Annotated in this window: 16 protein-coding genes and 1 pseudogene; 10 read left to right on the plus strand and 7 right to left on the minus strand. The window is 59.6% G+C overall.

Going from position 1 to position 16,607, the window contains the following annotated elements; all coding sequences use genetic code 11:
- Positions 1–61 precede the first annotated feature (61 nt).
- Positions 62–1,209 (plus strand): IS3 family transposase gene (locus ENE74_RS17515; protein WP_127692164.1). Its coding sequence is split into 2 segments (ribosomal slippage): positions 62–320 and positions 320–1,209, totalling 1,149 coding nucleotides; the frame shifts between segments, so codons are not numbered across the junction.
- A 45-nt stretch (positions 1,210–1,254) separates the two neighbouring features.
- Here ENE74_RS17515 and ENE74_RS17520 read toward each other — a convergent pair.
- The 6 genes and pseudogenes from ENE74_RS17520 to ENE74_RS17545 all read right to left on the minus strand — a co-directional run.
- Positions 1,255–1,524, minus strand: a pseudogene (locus ENE74_RS17520) (transposase); the annotation flags it as partial.
- A gap of 72 nt (positions 1,525–1,596) precedes the next feature.
- Positions 1,597–1,968, minus strand: a complete 372-nt coding sequence (locus ENE74_RS17525; protein WP_241242083.1) for a MerR family transcriptional regulator — start codon at positions 1,966–1,968, stop codon at positions 1,597–1,599.
- A gap of 171 nt (positions 1,969–2,139) precedes the next feature.
- The gene (locus ENE74_RS17530) at positions 2,140–3,816 is read right to left on the minus strand and encodes a long-chain-fatty-acid--CoA ligase (protein WP_241242080.1); all 1,677 of its coding nucleotides are present in this window, start codon (positions 3,814–3,816) and stop codon (positions 2,140–2,142) included.
- Positions 3,816–5,117, minus strand: a complete 1,302-nt coding sequence (locus ENE74_RS17535; protein ID WP_414690573.1) for an OmpP1/FadL family transporter — start codon at positions 5,115–5,117, stop codon at positions 3,816–3,818. Before ENE74_RS17535 ends, ENE74_RS17530 begins: the two co-directional genes overlap by 1 nt.
- 36 nt (positions 5,118–5,153) lie before the next feature.
- Positions 5,154–5,519 carry a DUF2147 domain-containing protein gene (locus ENE74_RS17540; RefSeq protein ID WP_127692166.1) on the minus strand — a complete coding sequence of 122 codons (366 nt, stop codon included), beginning with the start codon at positions 5,517–5,519 and terminating at the stop codon, positions 5,154–5,156.
- 162 nt (positions 5,520–5,681) lie between these two features.
- Entirely contained in the window at positions 5,682–7,046 is a 1,365-nt protein-coding gene (locus ENE74_RS17545; protein WP_127692167.1) for a DUF3422 domain-containing protein, read from the minus strand.
- A gap of 276 nt (positions 7,047–7,322) precedes the next feature.
- Between ENE74_RS17545 and ENE74_RS17550 the strand changes: the two genes are divergently transcribed.
- From ENE74_RS17550 to ENE74_RS17590, 9 genes are all read left to right on the plus strand, one after another.
- Positions 7,323–8,459, plus strand: a complete 1,137-nt coding sequence (locus tag ENE74_RS17550; RefSeq protein ID WP_084277353.1) for a thiolase family protein — start codon at positions 7,323–7,325, stop codon at positions 8,457–8,459.
- Positions 8,456–10,783 (plus strand): 3-hydroxyacyl-CoA dehydrogenase/enoyl-CoA hydratase family protein, encoded by a 2,328-nt coding sequence (locus ENE74_RS17555; protein ID WP_127692168.1) that lies wholly within the window; start codon positions 8,456–8,458, stop codon positions 10,781–10,783. Before ENE74_RS17550 ends, ENE74_RS17555 begins: the two co-directional genes overlap by 4 nt.
- A gap of 55 nt (positions 10,784–10,838) precedes the next feature.
- Positions 10,839–12,629 carry an acyl-CoA dehydrogenase C-terminal domain-containing protein gene (locus ENE74_RS17560; protein WP_127692169.1) on the plus strand — a complete coding sequence of 597 codons (1,791 nt, stop codon included), beginning with the start codon at positions 10,839–10,841 and terminating at the stop codon, positions 12,627–12,629.
- A complete protein-coding gene (locus tag ENE74_RS17565; RefSeq protein WP_241242082.1) occupies positions 12,626–13,528 on the plus strand; it encodes an NAD(P)H-dependent flavin oxidoreductase in 903 nt (300 codons plus the stop codon). The genes ENE74_RS17560 and ENE74_RS17565 overlap by 4 nt, the downstream gene beginning before the upstream one ends.
- A gap of 16 nt (positions 13,529–13,544) precedes the next feature.
- Positions 13,545–14,294 carry an electron transfer flavoprotein subunit beta/FixA family protein gene (locus tag ENE74_RS17570; protein WP_127692170.1) on the plus strand — a complete coding sequence of 250 codons (750 nt, stop codon included), beginning with the start codon at positions 13,545–13,547 and terminating at the stop codon, positions 14,292–14,294.
- 25 nt (positions 14,295–14,319) lie between these two features.
- On the plus strand, positions 14,320–15,252 hold the full coding sequence (locus ENE74_RS17575; RefSeq protein WP_127692171.1) for an electron transfer flavoprotein subunit alpha/FixB family protein: 933 nt from the start codon (positions 14,320–14,322) through the stop codon (positions 15,250–15,252).
- A 3-nt stretch (positions 15,253–15,255) separates the two neighbouring features.
- The gene (locus ENE74_RS17580) at positions 15,256–15,678 is read left to right on the plus strand and encodes a PaaI family thioesterase (RefSeq protein WP_086485701.1); all 423 of its coding nucleotides are present in this window, start codon (positions 15,256–15,258) and stop codon (positions 15,676–15,678) included.
- 20 nt (positions 15,679–15,698) lie between these two features.
- Complete coding sequence (locus ENE74_RS17585) at positions 15,699–15,998, plus strand: polyhydroxyalkanoic acid system family protein (RefSeq protein WP_086485700.1); 300 nt, start codon at positions 15,699–15,701, stop codon at positions 15,996–15,998.
- 101 nt (positions 15,999–16,099) lie between these two features.
- Complete coding sequence (locus tag ENE74_RS17590) at positions 16,100–16,336, plus strand: acyl carrier protein (RefSeq protein ID WP_086485699.1); 237 nt, start codon at positions 16,100–16,102, stop codon at positions 16,334–16,336.
- A gap of 96 nt (positions 16,337–16,432) precedes the next feature.
- Here ENE74_RS17590 and ENE74_RS18745 read toward each other — a convergent pair whose 3' ends face one another.
- Entirely contained in the window at positions 16,433–16,588 is a 156-nt protein-coding gene (locus tag ENE74_RS18745; protein ID WP_420902611.1) for a diguanylate cyclase domain-containing protein, read from the minus strand.
- Positions 16,589–16,607: the final 19 nt, after the last annotated feature.

Consider the following 16,607-nt stretch of genomic DNA (forward strand, 5'->3'; position numbering starts at 1 on the left):
TGGCCTGCTGCCGGTTTGATGGACACCGAGATAAGGTGTTTTCATCAACCGGAGAGCATTGATGCAACGAAGGAAGTTCAGCCGCGAGTTCAAGCTTGAAGCGGTAAGATTGGTAAAGGAGCGCGGGGTAGCGGTTGCACAGGCCGCCCGCGATCTTGATGTGCATGAGAATGTGCTGCGCAAATGGGTTCGGGAGTTTGCGGCCGACAAGCAGGATGCCTTTCCTGGGCATGGCCAGATGAAGGCCGAGCAGCAGGAGATCCAGCGCCTGCGTCGAGAGGTGGCCAAACTCAAGGCGGAGCGCGATATTCTAAAAAAAGCCGCGGCCTACTTCGCGAAGGACTCGATATGAGGTTTACCTTCATCGCGAAGCATCGAGGGATCTGGCCGGTGTCGTGGCTTTGCGGGGCTCTCGGTGTCTCGCGCAGTGGGTTCCATGCCTGGCTGGTGCGTGCTCCATCGGCGCGCGCCAGAAGCGACATCGAGGTGGGGCGCAAGGTCAGGGCAAGCTTCACGCTGAGCGACCGGACCTATGGCGCGAGGCGGGTCTGGCGTGACGTGCTGGCTGACGGTGTAGATTGCGGCCTGCATCGCATCGAGCGCCTGATGCGACAGCAAGGATTGCGCGCCAGACCGCGCCGGCGCGGCCTGCCCAAGGATCATGGCGGCAAGTCAGTGGTCGCGGCCAATGTGCTGGATCGTCAGTTCGTTGCCGATGCGCCCAACCAAAAGTGGGTGGCAGACTTCACCTACATCTGGACCGCACAAGGTTGGCTCTATGTCGCGGCGGTCATCGATCTGTTCTCTCGCCGTGTCGCAGGCTGGTCTATGAGCGCGACCATGCCGGCCCAACTGGTTGCCGATGCCATGATGATGGCCATCTGGCGCCGGGGCAAACCCGATGCCTTGCTGCATCATTCGGATCAGGGCAGCCAATATACCAGTGAGCAATTCCAGCGCCTGATGCAGGATAATGGCGTGACCTGCTCCATGAGTCGATCGGGCAATTGCTGGGATAACGCGGCGATGGAGAGCTTCTTCTCCTCCCTCAAGACCGAACGGGTTCGAAAGAAGGTCTATCAGTCGCGCGATCAGGCCAGAGCCGACGTGTTCGATTATATCGAGCGTTTCTACAATCCCACCCGCAGGCATTCGACCCTGGGTTATCTCAGCCCCATCGACTTTGAACGCCAGGCTGGGGTAGCCTAAAGAAGCTTATCTCGGTGTCCATCAAACCGGCAGCAGGCCACAGGTCACCGTCTTACGTTCAGCGCCTGCGGCAGACAGCCCTTCCATCATTCGGGTGAAGACGCCCATCTCGCCCCACCGCTTCCAGCGGTTGTAGAGCGTCTTGTGCGGTCCATAGTCCTTGGGCGCGTCACGCCAGCGAAGCCCATTGCGGTTGACGAAGATAATCCCGCTCAGCACCCGGCGATCGTCAACCCACGGCCTGCCGTGGCTCTTCGGAAAATACGGCTCGAGCCGCGCCATCTGCTCGTCCGTCAGCCAATAAAGGTCGCTCAAATCCAGTCTCCTTGCGGAGCCTGAATCAGATCACGCGCCTCACATCAATGGGTCCTGACCCTAGGGCGCGGACTATTTCTGCTTTCGCATGAGGTGCGTGGTAGCCTCATTTTCGATCTTGGTCAGTTCCTCGATAGTTAAATCAAGGGCGCTACGCTGACTCTTCAGATCAATAAGTCTCTCGCGGACGCGCTCTACGAGTCTGCCCATCTGCTCATGATGTCCCGGGTCGGCATCATATAGATCGAGGAACTCCTTGATCTCTCGAATGGAGAAACCCAGCCGCTTGCCCCGGAGAATGAGTTGCATCCTCCCGATCTCGCGCTTGGAATATATGCGCGTATTGCCGACGCGTTGGGGGGCGATCAAACCCTCCTTCTCATAGAAGCGGAGAGTTCGCAGTGTGACCCCCAACTCGCGGGCAACATCATTTATACCTTGCAGTGGGGGTGTAAATTCACGCGCATCCCGCGCCCCGGCACCGTGATTATCAACAGGCGCTTTGATCCGCTCACGTCTCACGTTCGCCTTGCTCCGCCTATCAATGTCCGCCACCCTCATCCCACGGTGCCTGTTGCAAAACAGCAAAATTTGACAGTGGCAGGCTGGTGGCGCTCATGCGAGCTTTTTATTCTCCTCCTCGACAAGTTCCTTCTTCGATAGCTTGCCAATCATGGTCTTGGGCAGGCTATCGCGAATTTCGATCGCTTTTGGCATCTCGATCTTGCTGAGGCGCTCTCGAAGAAAATCCTTCAGTTCGCCCGTAGTGACGGTTGCATCCTCGTGTAGTGCCACGAAGAGCTTGGGCGACTGACCTCGGTAAGGATCCGGAATCCCAATGGCGATTGCCTCCTTGATGGCTGGATGCTGGTATGCGGCGTCCTCGATGATGCGAGGATAGACATTATAGCCGCCGCAAAAAATCACGTCCTTGATGCGATCGACAAGGAAGAGGTAACCATCTTCATCGAGATATCCGATGTCCCCAGTCCGTAGCGCTCCCTCAACGAATACCGCCTGCGTGTCTTCTTCGCGCTGCCAATATCCTTTCATGACCTGTGGGCCCCGGGCGCAGACTTCGCCCCGCTCACCTTGGGGAAGCACCCTCGTAGGGTTCTCCGGATCGCGGATTTCCAGGATGGTGCCGGGAAAGCGCGGCCCACAGCTGTTGTCTTTCACGAGGCCGTCCAGGGGATTACACGCTATGATAGGGGCCGTCTCGGAAAGGCCGTAGCCTTCAACGACTTTTGCCCCGGTCCGCTCTTCGAAACGCTCCCGGACATCGAGGGGCAGAGGGGCACCGCCCGATATGCAGGCTCTCACTGACGACAGGTTCGGAATCTTGTCGTCCGCGAGCCCGTTGAGAGCCACATAGATGGTGGGCACGCCGAAGAACTGGGTGGGGGGCTTGCGCTTCATGGTTTTGAGGACCTGGTCCATCTCGAAGCGAGGAAGCAGCACCATCTCCGCACCGATCTCGACGGAGAAATTCAGCACTGTGGTGAGCGCAAAGACATGGAACATGGGCAGAACGCCGAGTGTGCGCTCTTGGCGGGAGCTGTGCCCCCCAACATGCACGACCATCTGCGCGCTGTTGGCGGCGAGGTTGGCATGCGTGAGCATCGCTCCTTTGGGAACACCGGTCGTTCCGCCGGTGTATTGCAACACCGCAACGTCGTCCGGCTCACGCCGCACAGGATTCGGGAGAACATTGCTCGACAAGAGTCTGTTCAAACGGACGTGAATGCTCTCGTCCAGTACACGAGCATGATCCTTGCGCTTGAACAAGGTAAAGCCCAAGCCTTTCATCCGCGGCAACATGTCGACCATGCCGCACAGAATGATCTTGTCCAGGCCGGCGCTTGCTGCAACCGCCTCCACTTTCCCATGGATTGCTTTCAGATCCGGTACGGCCATCATCCGCGTGCCTGAGTCGCGGATTTGATGCTCAAGTTCTCGCTCGGTGTAGAGAGGGTTGAAATTCACGATGATCGCACCGACCTGGAGTGCGGCAAAATACAGGACAACGAAGTACGGACAATTGGGCAGGCAAAGGCCGAATCGATCGCCTTTCTTCAAGCCCTGATCCTGCAGGCCCCTGGCTGCCCTCTGCACGAGGCCGCCGATCTCACCGTAGGTCCAGGTTCTACCCAGGAAATCGATCGCTATCCGGTCTGGATATAGCGCAACCGCGTTATCCAGCAGGTCGGTGATCAATCGGGGTGGAAGCGACGGATCCTGCTGTCCGTCGAAGATGTCTGAAATGGGTTCAGCCATGGCAGCCTCGAACATCAGAAGGTCAACCGACCACCAAGGGACAGCACGACGGCATGAGCGTCGTTCACCCCGCCGTTGACCAGGATGGGGGTCTGCGCGGCACTTCCAGCATACGCGGCAGTTGTCCGATCAATCGTCTCGTCCTTGAAGGCGATGTAAGCGGCGGCGGCATTGAGGGTGAAATTGCGGGAAAGAGCAAAGCTGCTGCCCGCCGCGAAGTTCCATCGATCCGCATCTGGCACGCGCGCGTCGCGATTGCCGTCCCTCGTCGGGGTTTGATCGTGCTGCACGCCTGCGCGGATGGTCCATTGGGGGGAGGCAGAATAATCAATGCCACCCGCGAAGCTCCAGGTGTTTCGGTAGTTTTCCGGGATGGCGGTATTGAGCGGAGACCCCAGCTTGATGCTGTCGAACTCCGACCATCCGAAGCGGACAATCTGGCTGTTCAAGGTCAGCCTGGGAGACACCGCTACGCGTGCGCCGACTGTTGCCTGCCAGGGCGTGCGGAAACTCGCGCCGGTGTCGATCGAGCCATTTTGTCCGGCTAGCGGTCCGAGCAGCCCGGTCGTTGTGATCGAACCTTTCAGGTCATGCTTCACGCTGGACTTGTAGCTCGCACCCAGTGTGACGGGACCTGCGCGATATTGGAGACCAGCAGTCCAGCCCAGATCCCAACCATCGCCCTTGAGTTCCTGATGGCCATCGGCCAGGAGCGGGGAAAGATTGGGCAGATAATTAGACAGAGTAGCGTCCGCATATTCGATATTCAGCGCCGCGCCGATGCTGAGGTTGGGCGTTGGCATAAACGCGATTGACGGCTGGATATCGTAGGTGCGCAACTTCGTCTTATCGGTGGTGTAGCGCACCCAGCTTGTCGCCTCGTAGTCGGTGGTAAAGCTGTAAGGCGATGTCAGTGCGAGCCCGACGGCCAGTTTCGGGCTGACTGCAAAGGCGATCGCTCCTGATGGGAGGATGCCGTTGTTGATGGGATTACGCGATCTCTGATCACCACCGACCGCTGCAGGCGTCTGTCCCGGCCGTACGATGAGCGTATTGACGTTGTCGATACTACCCTTAGGGAGGATCGCGCTGATCGCGAAATGGCTATCGACGCCTGACACGCCCCCGATCGCCGCCGGGTTCCACCAGAGAGATTCCGCTCCCTGATCGGCAACTTCGCCTGAGAATGCGCGGCCCGCGCCCTTGACCGACTGTTCCTGAAGATAAAAGCCACCGGCATGTGCAACCTGCGGCACTGCCAGCGCTCCGACAAGAGCTACGGTTACATGACGTTTCAGGCCGTGTTTCAATGCTATTCTCCCCTCGCGTGATTTATTTCAGATGCGTTGATGTCAGCGTAAACGTATCCAGGTCTGGGTCTTGCACAGTGGCCAGACGATGCAGCCCTTCAGGCGCAAATGATCGCTGTCGATCACGGTGACGGTCGCGCCGTAAGTGCCGCCGTCCTCGGCGTTGTAGATGGTGCCGCCGGACCAGGAGCCGGATTTCCATTGGAAGCCCTGCAGGATTCGCAAGTCTTTCAGGGGGCGGCTGCGCAGCTGCGCATCCTTGTTCTTCTCATCGCGCAACTGCGGGTTCGCCCGAAGGCCGTCGGAGGACAGCAAAGTGCCGCAGATGGATGAACCGCATCTGGCAATCTCGACCACGCCATGTCGGTTTTCGGTCTGCCAACGACCCACCGCTGCGTCGGCCGGCATCGATGCCGCTGCCAGTATTGCCAGTAAGATTGTCATTCGTTCCGCTCCCATGAGGCACCGCTAACGCGATTGTTCTTTGCTGGACCGCGTCGAAGTGGCTCGAATCGGCCTCTCCCTCACCATCATGTTGACGTATAGGTAAGTCAAGGACTCAAATCGTCATCATTCTTCCGATTTAGTCCGGTGGCTGTTTGCCGCTTCCGGAGGCTGGCGATGCATCCCACCGCTGTCCGGGTTTTCTTTACGTATCGACTTGACCGAGGCGTCGGCGACGGCTCGGCGACGTGCGTAGGCGATTGAGAAAAATGCGATTACCGCAACCAGCGGAGCCAAACCCCCCAGGACAATAACGGAGGAAAAGGGGGGGAATGCCTTCTCGGCTGCCTTGAGAGGGTATCCGATTAGGCCGAGCGCGTAGTAGCCCACGGCAACCGCTGAGAGTCCCTCGACCAGGTGTTGGAGGCGAAGCTGCATGCGAACGCTGCGGTCCATTGAAGCAAGCAGCGACGCATTCTGATTTTCAATGTGTGTCTCGACCCGTGCGCGCAGGAGGGCAGTGAACTGTGCGGCTCGAAGGCTGACCTGGGCTAGGCGCGTCTGAAAATCCCGGCATGTTCGGACCGCTGGATTAAAGCGCCTTCCGGTGAAGTCGCTAAGCGACTGGAATCCTGGAAGGCGCGATACAACGAGATCGGTAAGCCGCTCTGCGACGATCTCAGCATAGGCGGCCGTGGCGCTCAGCCTTGAATCCGTTTCACTCGCTAATGTTAGCAATCTTGCGGTCAGCGACGACAGAGAGGCAAGAAGGCTATCATCAGTGCGCGAAGAATCGCGCAATGCCCGACCAGTCTCGTCCAGACTGCGCTCGATCTCATCCAGCACGTTCCAGCCATGTCGCGCAGTCGGCAAACCGAGAAGCGCGAGGTTCCGATAGTTCCCCAGTTCCTGCACGCGCTGGATACAGCGGGAAACCTCGTCAACGCTTGCGCCATTGGTCGCGACCACTAGGCGCCCATACCCTTCTGCATGTATGCGAAAGTCGCTCCAGATCCGGATGGCATCGTCGACGACGCATGAAACCAAATGGGCAGGGTGAAATGCAGCTCTCTCGATAAGCTCGGCGGCAGCGCTGTCGCTGGTGACGACGACGATCTGCGTGGCGCGGATCACGCTGCCAGGAAGCTCTTCCATCCAGGTCAAAGCCTCTGCAGAAGGTCCGGTCAGGGGTAAGTTCCACTCCGGATTTTTGTTTTCCGTAGCAAATGTAAGGGTGGTTGTGATTGCCTCGCTATGCCTTTCCCAAGCGATACGGACAGCATCTTTCCAGCCGGTTTCCATATGTCGCGCGGTACGATCCAGCTCTGCACCACGCAGATCGCTGATCACGGACCACTCCTTCTCCCACTGCTCGTCATCGAGCAGTCGTACGGTCTGTATGGCGAGCGCCGGCGGATCTAGTCTCGCAAATCGCCGCAGGTGCATTTCGTTGACGACCTGTCGGCGCAAGACATGTTCATGAAGGCGCATTTCGAATCTCCTTCAGCGCGGCGCACGCTACCTTTGTGGATGGGCCGGGATCGCCGCATTGCCGGACGCATCAGCGTTTGCTTGGGTCGGGGCTGGGGGCGGGTTTTCAGGCATTCCTTGCTGTCACGGCCACCCTCCTTCTTCACATGGCCCGTGCTCGCTCGCGCCGCTTCTGGGTACCATGCCAAACATTTCTGTTGACGTATAGGTCAATCTAAGCACCATTAGGTCATCAGCGTGTTTCTGATTCCCGATTCCATGGAGAGGCTTCGATCGATGCGTAATGTGGTTGTCGCGGGTTATGCCCGTTCGCCGTTTCATCTGGCTGGCAAGGGCGCGCTTGCGCGCGTCCGCCCGGACGATCTGGCTGCTCAGGTCATCCGCGGTCTGATTGAACGTACCGGTGTAAAGCCCGAGGATATCGAGGATATCGTGCTCGGTTGCGCCTTCCCCGAGGGGGAGCAAGGCTTCAACGTCGCGCGTCTCATCGGCCTTCTGGCTGATCTGCCGCTCTCGGTCGCTGGCATGACGGTCAACCGCTTCTGCGGATCGTCGATGAGTTCTGTGCACATCGCTGCCGGGCAGATTCAACTGGGCGCGGGGGAGGTCTTTATCTGCGCGGGCGTCGAATCGATGAGCCGTGTACCGATGATGGGGTTCAATCCGCTTCCGAACGCTGAGCTGGCCAAGAAGACGGCCGCCTATCTCGGGATGGGCGACACTGCTGAAAACGTCGCCACCAAGTATCAGATTTCGCGTGCGCAGCAGGAAGCCTTTGCCGTCGCGAGCCAGGACAAGGCCGCCTCCGCCATCGCTGCGGGCAAGCTCGAGGCCGAGATCGTCCCGATCCCGACCAAAGCCGGCATCGTCGACAAGGACGGCACGCCGCGTCCCGGAACGACGGTGGAAGCGCTTGCCGGCCTCAAGCCTGCCTTTGCCCAAGAAGGAACCGTAACCGCAGGCACATCTTCACCCTTGACCGATGGCGCCAGCGCGGTTCTCATCGCCAGCGAAGACTATGCGCTTGCCAACGGGCTTCCCATTCTGGCGCGGATCAAGTCGGTCGCGGTCTCGGGATGTCAGCCCGAGATCATGGGCATCGGTCCGGTTGAGGCTTCGCGCAAGGCGCTTGGCCGTGCAGGCCTCGATGTTGGACAACTCGATATTGTCGAGTTGAACGAGGCTTTCGCCAGCCAGTCGCTGGCTTGCATTTCCGATCTTGGGCTCGATGTCGACAAGGTCAATGTCGACGGTGGCGCGATCGCCATCGGCCATCCTTTGGGAGCGACCGGCGCGCGCATCGTGGGCAAGGCTGCGGCGCTGCTGAAGCGCGAAGGTGGCAAATATGCGCTCGCGACCCAGTGCATCGGTGGCGGGCAGGGGATCGCGACGGTGCTGGAGGCAGCGGAATGAGCGGCCCTGCTTCCGTGAAGAAGGTCTGCGTCATCGGCGCAGGCACGATGGGTGCGGGCATCGCGGCGCAGGTCGCTAATGCCGGTATTCCCGTTCTCCTCCTCGATATCGTGCGCGATCCTGATGATCGCAACGCCGTGGCGGCGGGCGCGGTGGCCAAGATGCTCAAGACGGACCCGGCTCCTTTCATGTCGAAGGCGGCGGCAAAGCTGGTCGAAACTGGCAATATCGAGGACGATCTGGCGAAAATCGCCGATTGTGACTGGATCGTCGAGGCGATTGTCGAACGGCTGGATCTCAAGCACGGGCTTTACGAGAAGATCGAGGCGCATCGCAGACCGGATGCGGCCGTGTCATCCAACACCTCGACCATCCCGCTGGGGCAACTGATCGAGGGGCGCTCGGAAGGCTTTCGCAGCCACTTTCTTATCACCCATTTCTTTAATCCGCCCCGCTATATGCGGCTGCTGGAGATCGTGACAGGAGCCGAGAGCGATACGGCTCTGGTGGAACGGATCGCTGACTTCGCAGATCGCACGCTTGGGAAGAGCGTGGTTCGCGCAAAGGATACACCGGGCTTCATCGCCAATCGCATTGGCACCTTCTGGATTCAGGCGGCGCTCAACGCAGCCTTCGACCTGGGAATCACGGTCGAACAGGCTGATGCGATCGCGGGAAAGCCCATGGGGGTCCCCAAGACAGGGGTTTTCGGGCTTGTCGATCTCGTAGGCATCGATCTCATGCCCTATCTGCAAAAGAGCCTGACCTCGACCCTGCCGGCCGATGATCCCTATCAGGCGATCGCGCGGCCCGCGCCGCTAATCGACCGGATGATCGCGGACGGCTATACCGGCCGCAAGGGCAAAGGCGGCTTTTACCGCCTGAACCGAGATGCCGGCAAACGCAAGGAGGCCATCGATCTTTCGACCGGCGACTATCGGCCGGCCATTAAGGCGCCGTCTGTTTCTGGCGCGGCTGGTAAAGGCGACCTTGCAGCTCTTATCGCCCTACCCGGTGATGCGGGCGCCTATGCCTGGGCCATCCTCGGTGCGACTCTGTCCTACGCCGCCAGCCTCGTGCCGGAAATCGCTGACGACATCGTTGGCGTCGATACGGCGATGAAGCTTGGGTATAACTGGAAGTTCGGGCCCTTCGAACTCATCGACAAGATCGGCGCGGCGAAGGTCGCCGAACGGCTCGCCGCCGAAGGCCGTCCGGTGCCGGCGCTGCTGACGTTAGCGGGAGATCGCAGTTTCTACCGCGTGGAAAATGGCAAACGGCAATATCTTGGACTGGATGGCGATTATCATGATGTCGTCAGGCCCGAAGGTGTCTTGTTGCTCGAGGACATCAAGCTCTCCTCGCAGCCGCTGATCAAGAACGGTTCGGCCGCACTCTGGGATATCGGCGACGGTGTGGTGGCCTTCGAATTCACCGGCAAGATGAACGCCCTCGACGGTGACGTCATGGCCCTGATCGGCAAAGCCATCCCGCTTGTGCAAGAGAAATACAAAGCGCTGGTCGTCTATAATGAAGGCAGCAACTTCTCGGCCGGCGCGAATCTCGGGCTTGCCCTGTTCGCGCTCAATATCGCGGCATGGGGCGAAATCGAAAAGCTCGTCGCGGGTGGCCAGGAAGCCTACAAGGCGCTTAAATATGCGCCGTTCCCGGTGGTGAGCGCGCCATCGGGCATGGCCCTAGGCGGTGGTTGTGAAATACTGCTGAACAGCGACGCGGTTCAGGCACATGCCGAAAGTTATATCGGCCTCGTCGAATGTGGGGTGGGCCTGATCCCCGGCTGGGGTGGCTGCGGTGAGATGCTCGATCGCTGGCGGCAGAATCCCGCTTTGCCCAAAGGGCCCATGCCTTCCGTCGCAAAGGTTTTCGAGACTGTTTCGACAGCGACGGTCGCCAAATCCGCGGCCGAAGCAAAAGAATATGGCTTCCTGCGACCCAGTGACGGCATCACGATGAACCGCGTTCGTCTTCTCAGCGATGCGAAGGCGAAGGCTCTTGCACTGGTCGAGGGATATGCGCCGCCCGCTCCGCCGGAATTTCGTCTGCCTGGAGCCGGCGGCAAGGTGGCCCTCGAACTCGCCGTCGAAGGCTTTCAGGCTCGCGGTCTCGCCACGTCCTATGACGGGGTGGTCTCGGGTGCGCTCGCCGATGTGCTGTCTGGCGGGGAGAAGGATCTGATCGATATCGTCAGCGAAGCCGATCTTCTCGCATTGGAGCGCAAGGCTTTCATGCAGCTCGTTCGTGACCCGCGTACGCAGGCGCGCGTGGAGCAGATGCTTGTGACCGGCAAGCCGCTTCGCAACTGACAAGATGCGGGTCGTGCGCCGTCAGGTGCGTTGGCCCGCGGGGAGATATTTAACCATGCAAGTCTATGACGCTCCACTGCGCGACATGCGCTTTGTCCTCAACGAGCTCCATCAGGATGACGGTTTCGGGGATATCCCCGCATTGTCCGAGTTCACCCCGGACCTGACCGATGCGGTGCTCGAGGAAGCAGCCCGCTTCTGCCGCGATGTGCTCTTGCCGCTCAACCGATCGGGTGACGAAGAAGGCTGCCACCTCGAAAATGGCGTGGTGCGCACGCCGCAGGGCTTTCCGGAAGCCTATCGCCAGTTCGCAGAAGGCGGCTGGACCTCGCTCGCGTCCGATCCGGAATGGGGTGGTCAGGGTCTACCGGAGACGGTGAACAAGCTCGTGGAGGAAATGATCTGTTCGGCTAATCTGAGCTTTGGCCTCTACCCAGGGCTCACCCACGGCGCGACGACTGCCCTGGAAGGCCATGGCAGTGATACGCTCAAACAGGCCTATCTGCCCAAGATGGTGAGTGGCCAGTGGTCGGGCACCATGTGCTTGACCGAACCGCATTGCGGTACCGATCTTGGTCTTTTACGCTCGCGCGCCGTACCCCAGGGAGACGGCAGCTACAAGGTCACGGGCTCGAAGATCTTCATTTCCGCCGGCGAGCATGACCTCACCGAAAATATCATTCATCTGGTTCTGGCGCGCCTCCCCGATGCGCCAAAAGGCGTGAAGGGCATCAGCCTGTTTCTCGTGCCCAAATATCTCCCGAAGGAGGATGGCGCTCCGGGACCATCGAACAGCGTGCAATGCGCGGCCATCGAACATAAGATGGGCCTCAAGGCCTCCGCTACATGCCAGATGAATTTTGACGATTCCGTCGGTTGGCTGGTTGGCGAGCCCAATAAAGGCATGGCCGCGATGTTCACGATGATGAATACCGAGCGCGTGTCGGTAGGCATCCAGGGGCTGGGCGTGGGCGAGGCCGCTTATCAGGCGGCGGCATGGTATGCGAAAGACCGGATCCAGGGCCGGGCACTTTCTGGACCCAAATATCCCGATCAGGCGGCCGATCCCATCATCGTGCATCCTGACGTACGGCGCATGCTGATGACGATGCGCGCCTATAATGAGGGTTGTCGGGCCTTGTCGGCCTGGGTGTCTCGCGCGCTCGATGCGGAGAAGCATTCGCCGGAACCGGAAGTGCGGCAGCGTGCATCGGATTTCATTGCGCTGATGACGCCGGTCGTCAAAGCCATGTTCACCGACATGTCCTTTGAAAGCGCCAACCTGGCGGTCCAATGTTATGGTGGACATGGATACATTCGCGAGAGCGGCGTCGAGCAATATGCTCGCGATGCCCGCATCACCATGATCTACGAGGGCACGAACGGGGTTCAGGCACTTGACCTCGTCGGTCGAAAGCTTGGCGCTCATATGGGTCGTTATCTGCGCAGCTTCTTCCATCCCGTTTCGGCCTTCATCGAGGAGAACAATGTCGACGGGCCGATGAAGCCGATGGTCGAGGCGCTTGCCAAGGCATTTGGCGCGCTTCAGCTTTCGACCGCGACAGTCGCCCAGCGAGCAATGAAGGATCCGGAGGAAGCCGGTGCCGCGTCGACAGATTATCTTCGTCTGCTCGGTCTGGTCGCGATGGGCTATTGTTTTGCCAAAGCCACAAAAATCGCCGGATTTCAGCTGTTTTTCGGAACTGAAGACAAGCGATTCTACGACGCCAAGATCAAGACGGCGACATTCTTCTTCGAGCGAATCCTGCCGCAGGCGACCGCGCACTTCCTGTCGATCAAGGCAGGCAAGAAGTCGATGATGGCGCTGGAGGATGAGATCTTTTGACGCTCCCCGCACTTCTTGGCGACCGACTTGCGATCCCGGCCATCGTCGCGCCGATGTTTCTGGTCTCTGGTCCGGACCTGGTGGTCGAGTGCTGCAAGGCAGGGTTGCTGGGCACTTTTCCCGTCCTCAACCAGCGTAGCAGCGAAGGCTATGGAGAATGGCTCGACGAGATAGAGGGACGGCTTGCGGGGGAAGAGGGGGCTGCGCCCTTCGGTGTCAATCTCATCGTTCACAAAAGCAATCCCAGGCTCGAGGCTGATCTGGAGTTGACGGTCCGGCACCGCGTACCGCTCGTCATCACCTCGCTGGGTGCGGCAGCCGAGGTGGTTCAGGTCGTGCAGGGTTATGGGGGTCTCGTGTTTCACGACGTTACCAGCGTGCGCCATGCGGGAAAAGCGGTAGCTGCCGGCGTGGATGGACTGATCGCGGTGGCAGCCGGGGCAGGGGGGCATGGCGGAATGTTAAGTCCTTTTGCTCTGGTCGAAGAAATACGCCGCTTCTTTTCGGGGCCGCTGGCGCTGGCAGGCGCCATTACGCGGGGCCAGCAGATCGCCGCCGCCCGTCTGATGGGGGCGGACCTGGCTTATATCGGCTCGCACTTCATCGCTGCGGAGGAGAGTCTCGCTGGCGGAGACCAGAAAGATATGATGATCGAAGCGAATGCCGCCGACATCGTCTACACCGATCGCGTCACCGGGATCGGTGCCAACTTCCTGGGACGTAGCCTCGCAGCCGCAAGCGTTCCCGAGCAGCATGGCGCCCTCTCGCTCTCCGAGGAAGCGCGTGCCTGGAAGACGGTCTGGTCGGCGGGGCACGGCGTGGGGTCGACGCAGGCGCGGCGCTCCGCGCGCGCGCTGTGCGATGACCTCAAGCATGAATTCGAAGCGACACTTCAATGACAGATAGGATGTCCTGATGAAGATCCTTGTGCCCGTGAAGCGGGTTATCGATTACAATGTGAAGCCGCGCGTGAAGGCGGATGGCACGGGCGTGGACTTGGCCAACGTCAAGATGAGCATGAACCCGTTCGACGAAATCGCCGTCGAGGAAGCCATTCGCCTGAAGGAAAAGGGCGCGGCGAGCGAGGTCGTGGCGGTATCGATCGGCGTTGCCAAGGCGCAGGAAACTCTGCGCACGGCGCTCGCCATGGGTGCGGACCGCGCAATCCTGATCCAGACCGATGATGATGTCGAACCGCTGGGCGTCGCCAAGCTGCTCGCCAAGGTGCAGGAAGAGGAAGGCGCTGGCCTGATCATCCTGGGCAAGCAGGCGATCGACGACGACAGCAACCAGACCGGCCAGATGCTCGCCGCGCTGCTGAACCTGCCGCAGGGCACGTTCGCCAGCAAGGTCGAGGTCGAGAGCGACAAGGTCAATGTCACCCGCGAAGTCGATGGCGGCCTGGAGACTTTGAAGCTCTCCATCCCGGCGATCATCACCACCGACCTGCGCCTCAACGAGCCGCGCTATGCTTCGCTGCCCAACATCATGAAGGCCAAGGCCAAGCCGCTCGCGACCAAGGCGCCAGCTGATTACGGCGTCGATATCGCGCCACGGCTGGAGACGCTCAAGGTCGTCGAGCCGCCCAAGCGTTCGGCCGGCATCAAGGTTGCCGATGTCGATGAACTGGTGGCCAAACTCAAGGCCCTGGGAGTTGCGGCGTGAGCCGCCGGAAAGCAGGAGTTGCAGCATGACGAAGACGCTCGTTTGGGTCGAACATGAGGGCGGGGCCGTCAAGGATGCGACCCTTTCTGCCGTGACCGCCGCAGCCAAGCTGGGCGAAGTCCATATGCTGGTCGTCGGCCAAGGCGTCGACGGCGTGGCCGCAGAAGCCGCCAGGATCGCCGGCGTGGGCAAGGTCCATGTCGCCGACGACGGGGCTTTTGCCCATGCGCTGGCCGAGAATGTCGCGCCGCTGATCGTCGAACTGATGGGCCATCATGACGCGTTCGTCGCGCCGGCCACCAGCAACGGCAAGAACGTCGCGCCGCGCGTCGCTGCACTGCTGGACGTCATGCAGATCAGCGACATCCTGTCGGTTGAGAGCGAGGACACGTTCACCCGTCCAATCTATGCCGGCAATGCCATCGCCACGGTCAGGTCGAAGGACGCCAAGAAGGTCATCACTGTTCGCGGCACGGCCTTTGACAAGGCGTCGAAGGACAGCGGCAGCGGTGTGGTGGAAGCTGTGAACTCGACCGGGGACAAGGGTATTTCCTCCTTCGTCGGCGCCGAGATCGTCAAGCTGGAACGGCCCGAGCTAACCAGCGCCAAGATCATCGTGTCGGGCGGCCGTGCGTTGAAGGATGGCGAGACGTTCGAAGCGACTATCTTTCCGTTGGCTGACAAGCTGGGCGCAGCGGTTGGTGCAAGCCGCGCCGCGGTCGATGCAGGCTATGTGCCCAACGACTATCAGGTCGGCCAGACCGGTAAGATCGTAGCTCCCGAAGTCTATATCGCCGTCGGCATCTCCGGCGCGATTCAGCATCTCGCCGGCATGAAAGACTCAAAGACCATCATCGCCATCAATAAGGATGAGGATGCCCCGATCTTTCAGGTAGCGGACATCGGCCTGGTTGGCGACCTGTTCAAGGTTGTGCCAGAGCTTGCAGAAAAGCTCTAGGCGATGACCGGTCTCGACGAGATCAAAAGCCTCATGGCAGTTGGTGAGCGACCGCCGATGATGGCTTTGTTCGATATCGACCTGGACGAGGTGGAACATGGCCGCGTGGTCTTTTCCGCTTCGCCCGGTCGGCAGAGCTACAATTTCATGGGCATTGCCCATGGTGGCTATGCCGCAATTTTGCTGGATTCCGCCTGCGGCGTGGCCGCCAACGCGGCCGCGCCATCGCCGGTCAACTGCGTCACTCTGGAACTTAAGGTAGCCTATCACGCGCCGTTGACCGAAGAAATCGGAAGGGTGAGGGCGATTGGCCAGGTTCTCTCAATAGGCAAAAGAGTCGCGCACACCGAAGCCAAATTGATCGACGCGCAAGGCAAGCTCTATGCGTCTGCTACATCGACGTTGCTGATAACGGCGCGCCAATAATCGATTAAAGGATAACGACCGTGGAAATCACCATCCCGCATAATCTGGGTCAGGCCGAAGCGAAGCGGCGCATTGATCAGGGGCTTCCAAAGCTCGAGCAACATATCCCAGGGGGTGGCTCGCTTAAAAGTGCATGGGTCTCGGAACATTCGCTTCAGCTTACCATCGGCGCCATGGGCCAGACGATACCAGTCCGACTGGATGTCGATGATGACAAGCTGCGGGGTGACGTAACTGTCCCCATGTTCCTGAAGATGATGTCGGGACAGATCGGCGACTTTGTTCGCACCAGCGCGGAAAAGATGCTGAGTAAGGCGTAATAAGCTGATCTGACCAGTTGCGAGAGGGAGTAAATTCAGAAGCGTTGCGCTGAGCAAATTAATTTGGATTTTGTTCCCCAACGCACTGGGAGGTTTAGGCCATGAGCGATATTTCTGACCGGGTCATCGAGATCATCGTAAAGAGCTTGGGCGTGTATCCCGATCAGGTGAGGATGGAGGCTTCATTCCACGAAGATATAGGTGCAGATAGTCTGGATGTAGTAGAGCTTGTCATGGCGCTTGAGGATGAGTTCGAGATAGCAATCCCAGACGACGCTGTTGGCGGGGTCAAGACGGTCGAGGATGCGGTGAAGTTGGTCGAAAGCTTTAAAAGCTAAAGCATCCAGAGATGAAGGTGCGTGATCTGCGGCCGCTCCTATGAGACGTAGAGTTGTGCCCTTATCGGCGCTAACCGAATGATCGCCCTTCGCGCTTCAGGCTGCAACGGAGAGGCAGTTTCGACCTGCCGCCTTTGCAGCGTATAATGCGTCATCTGCCAGTTTGATTGCCTGAGGAAGCGTCGCTTTTGCAGGTATTTGAGCCAGTCCAACGCTGACGGTTAGTGACACGGTCTGTTCATGAGTGAAAATGCTCGTCTCTGCAAATGAC

The organism is Sphingobium algorifonticola (assembly GCF_004005485.1).
In the GTDB taxonomy this organism is placed as follows: Bacteria; Pseudomonadota; Alphaproteobacteria; order Sphingomonadales; family Sphingomonadaceae; genus Sphingobium; species Sphingobium algorifonticola.

What these genes read in the sequence shown, in the direction of transcription:
- ENE74_RS17530 (WP_241242080.1), bottom strand. Translation starts at nt 3,816, where the DNA reads ATGTTCGAGGCTGCCATGGCTGAACCCATTTCAGACATCTTCGACGGA.
- ENE74_RS17540 (WP_127692166.1), bottom strand. Translation starts at nt 5,519, where the DNA reads ATGCCGGCCGACGCAGCGGTGGGTCGTTGGCAGACCGAAAACCGACAT.
- ENE74_RS17545 (WP_127692167.1), bottom strand. Translation starts at nt 7,046, where the DNA reads ATGCGCCTTCATGAACATGTCTTGCGCCGACAGGTCGTCAACGAAATG.
- ENE74_RS17550 (WP_084277353.1), top strand. Translation starts at nt 7,323, where the DNA reads ATGCGTAATGTGGTTGTCGCGGGTTATGCCCGTTCGCCGTTTCATCTG.
- ENE74_RS17555 (WP_127692168.1), top strand. Translation starts at nt 8,456, where the DNA reads ATGAGCGGCCCTGCTTCCGTGAAGAAGGTCTGCGTCATCGGCGCAGGC.
- ENE74_RS17560 (WP_127692169.1), top strand. Translation starts at nt 10,839, where the DNA reads ATGCAAGTCTATGACGCTCCACTGCGCGACATGCGCTTTGTCCTCAAC.
- ENE74_RS17570 (WP_127692170.1), top strand. Translation starts at nt 13,545, where the DNA reads ATGAAGATCCTTGTGCCCGTGAAGCGGGTTATCGATTACAATGTGAAG.
- ENE74_RS17575 (WP_127692171.1), top strand. Translation starts at nt 14,320, where the DNA reads ATGACGAAGACGCTCGTTTGGGTCGAACATGAGGGCGGGGCCGTCAAG.
- ENE74_RS17580 (WP_086485701.1), top strand. Translation starts at nt 15,256, where the DNA reads ATGACCGGTCTCGACGAGATCAAAAGCCTCATGGCAGTTGGTGAGCGA.
- ENE74_RS17590 (WP_086485699.1), top strand. Translation starts at nt 16,100, where the DNA reads ATGAGCGATATTTCTGACCGGGTCATCGAGATCATCGTAAAGAGCTTG.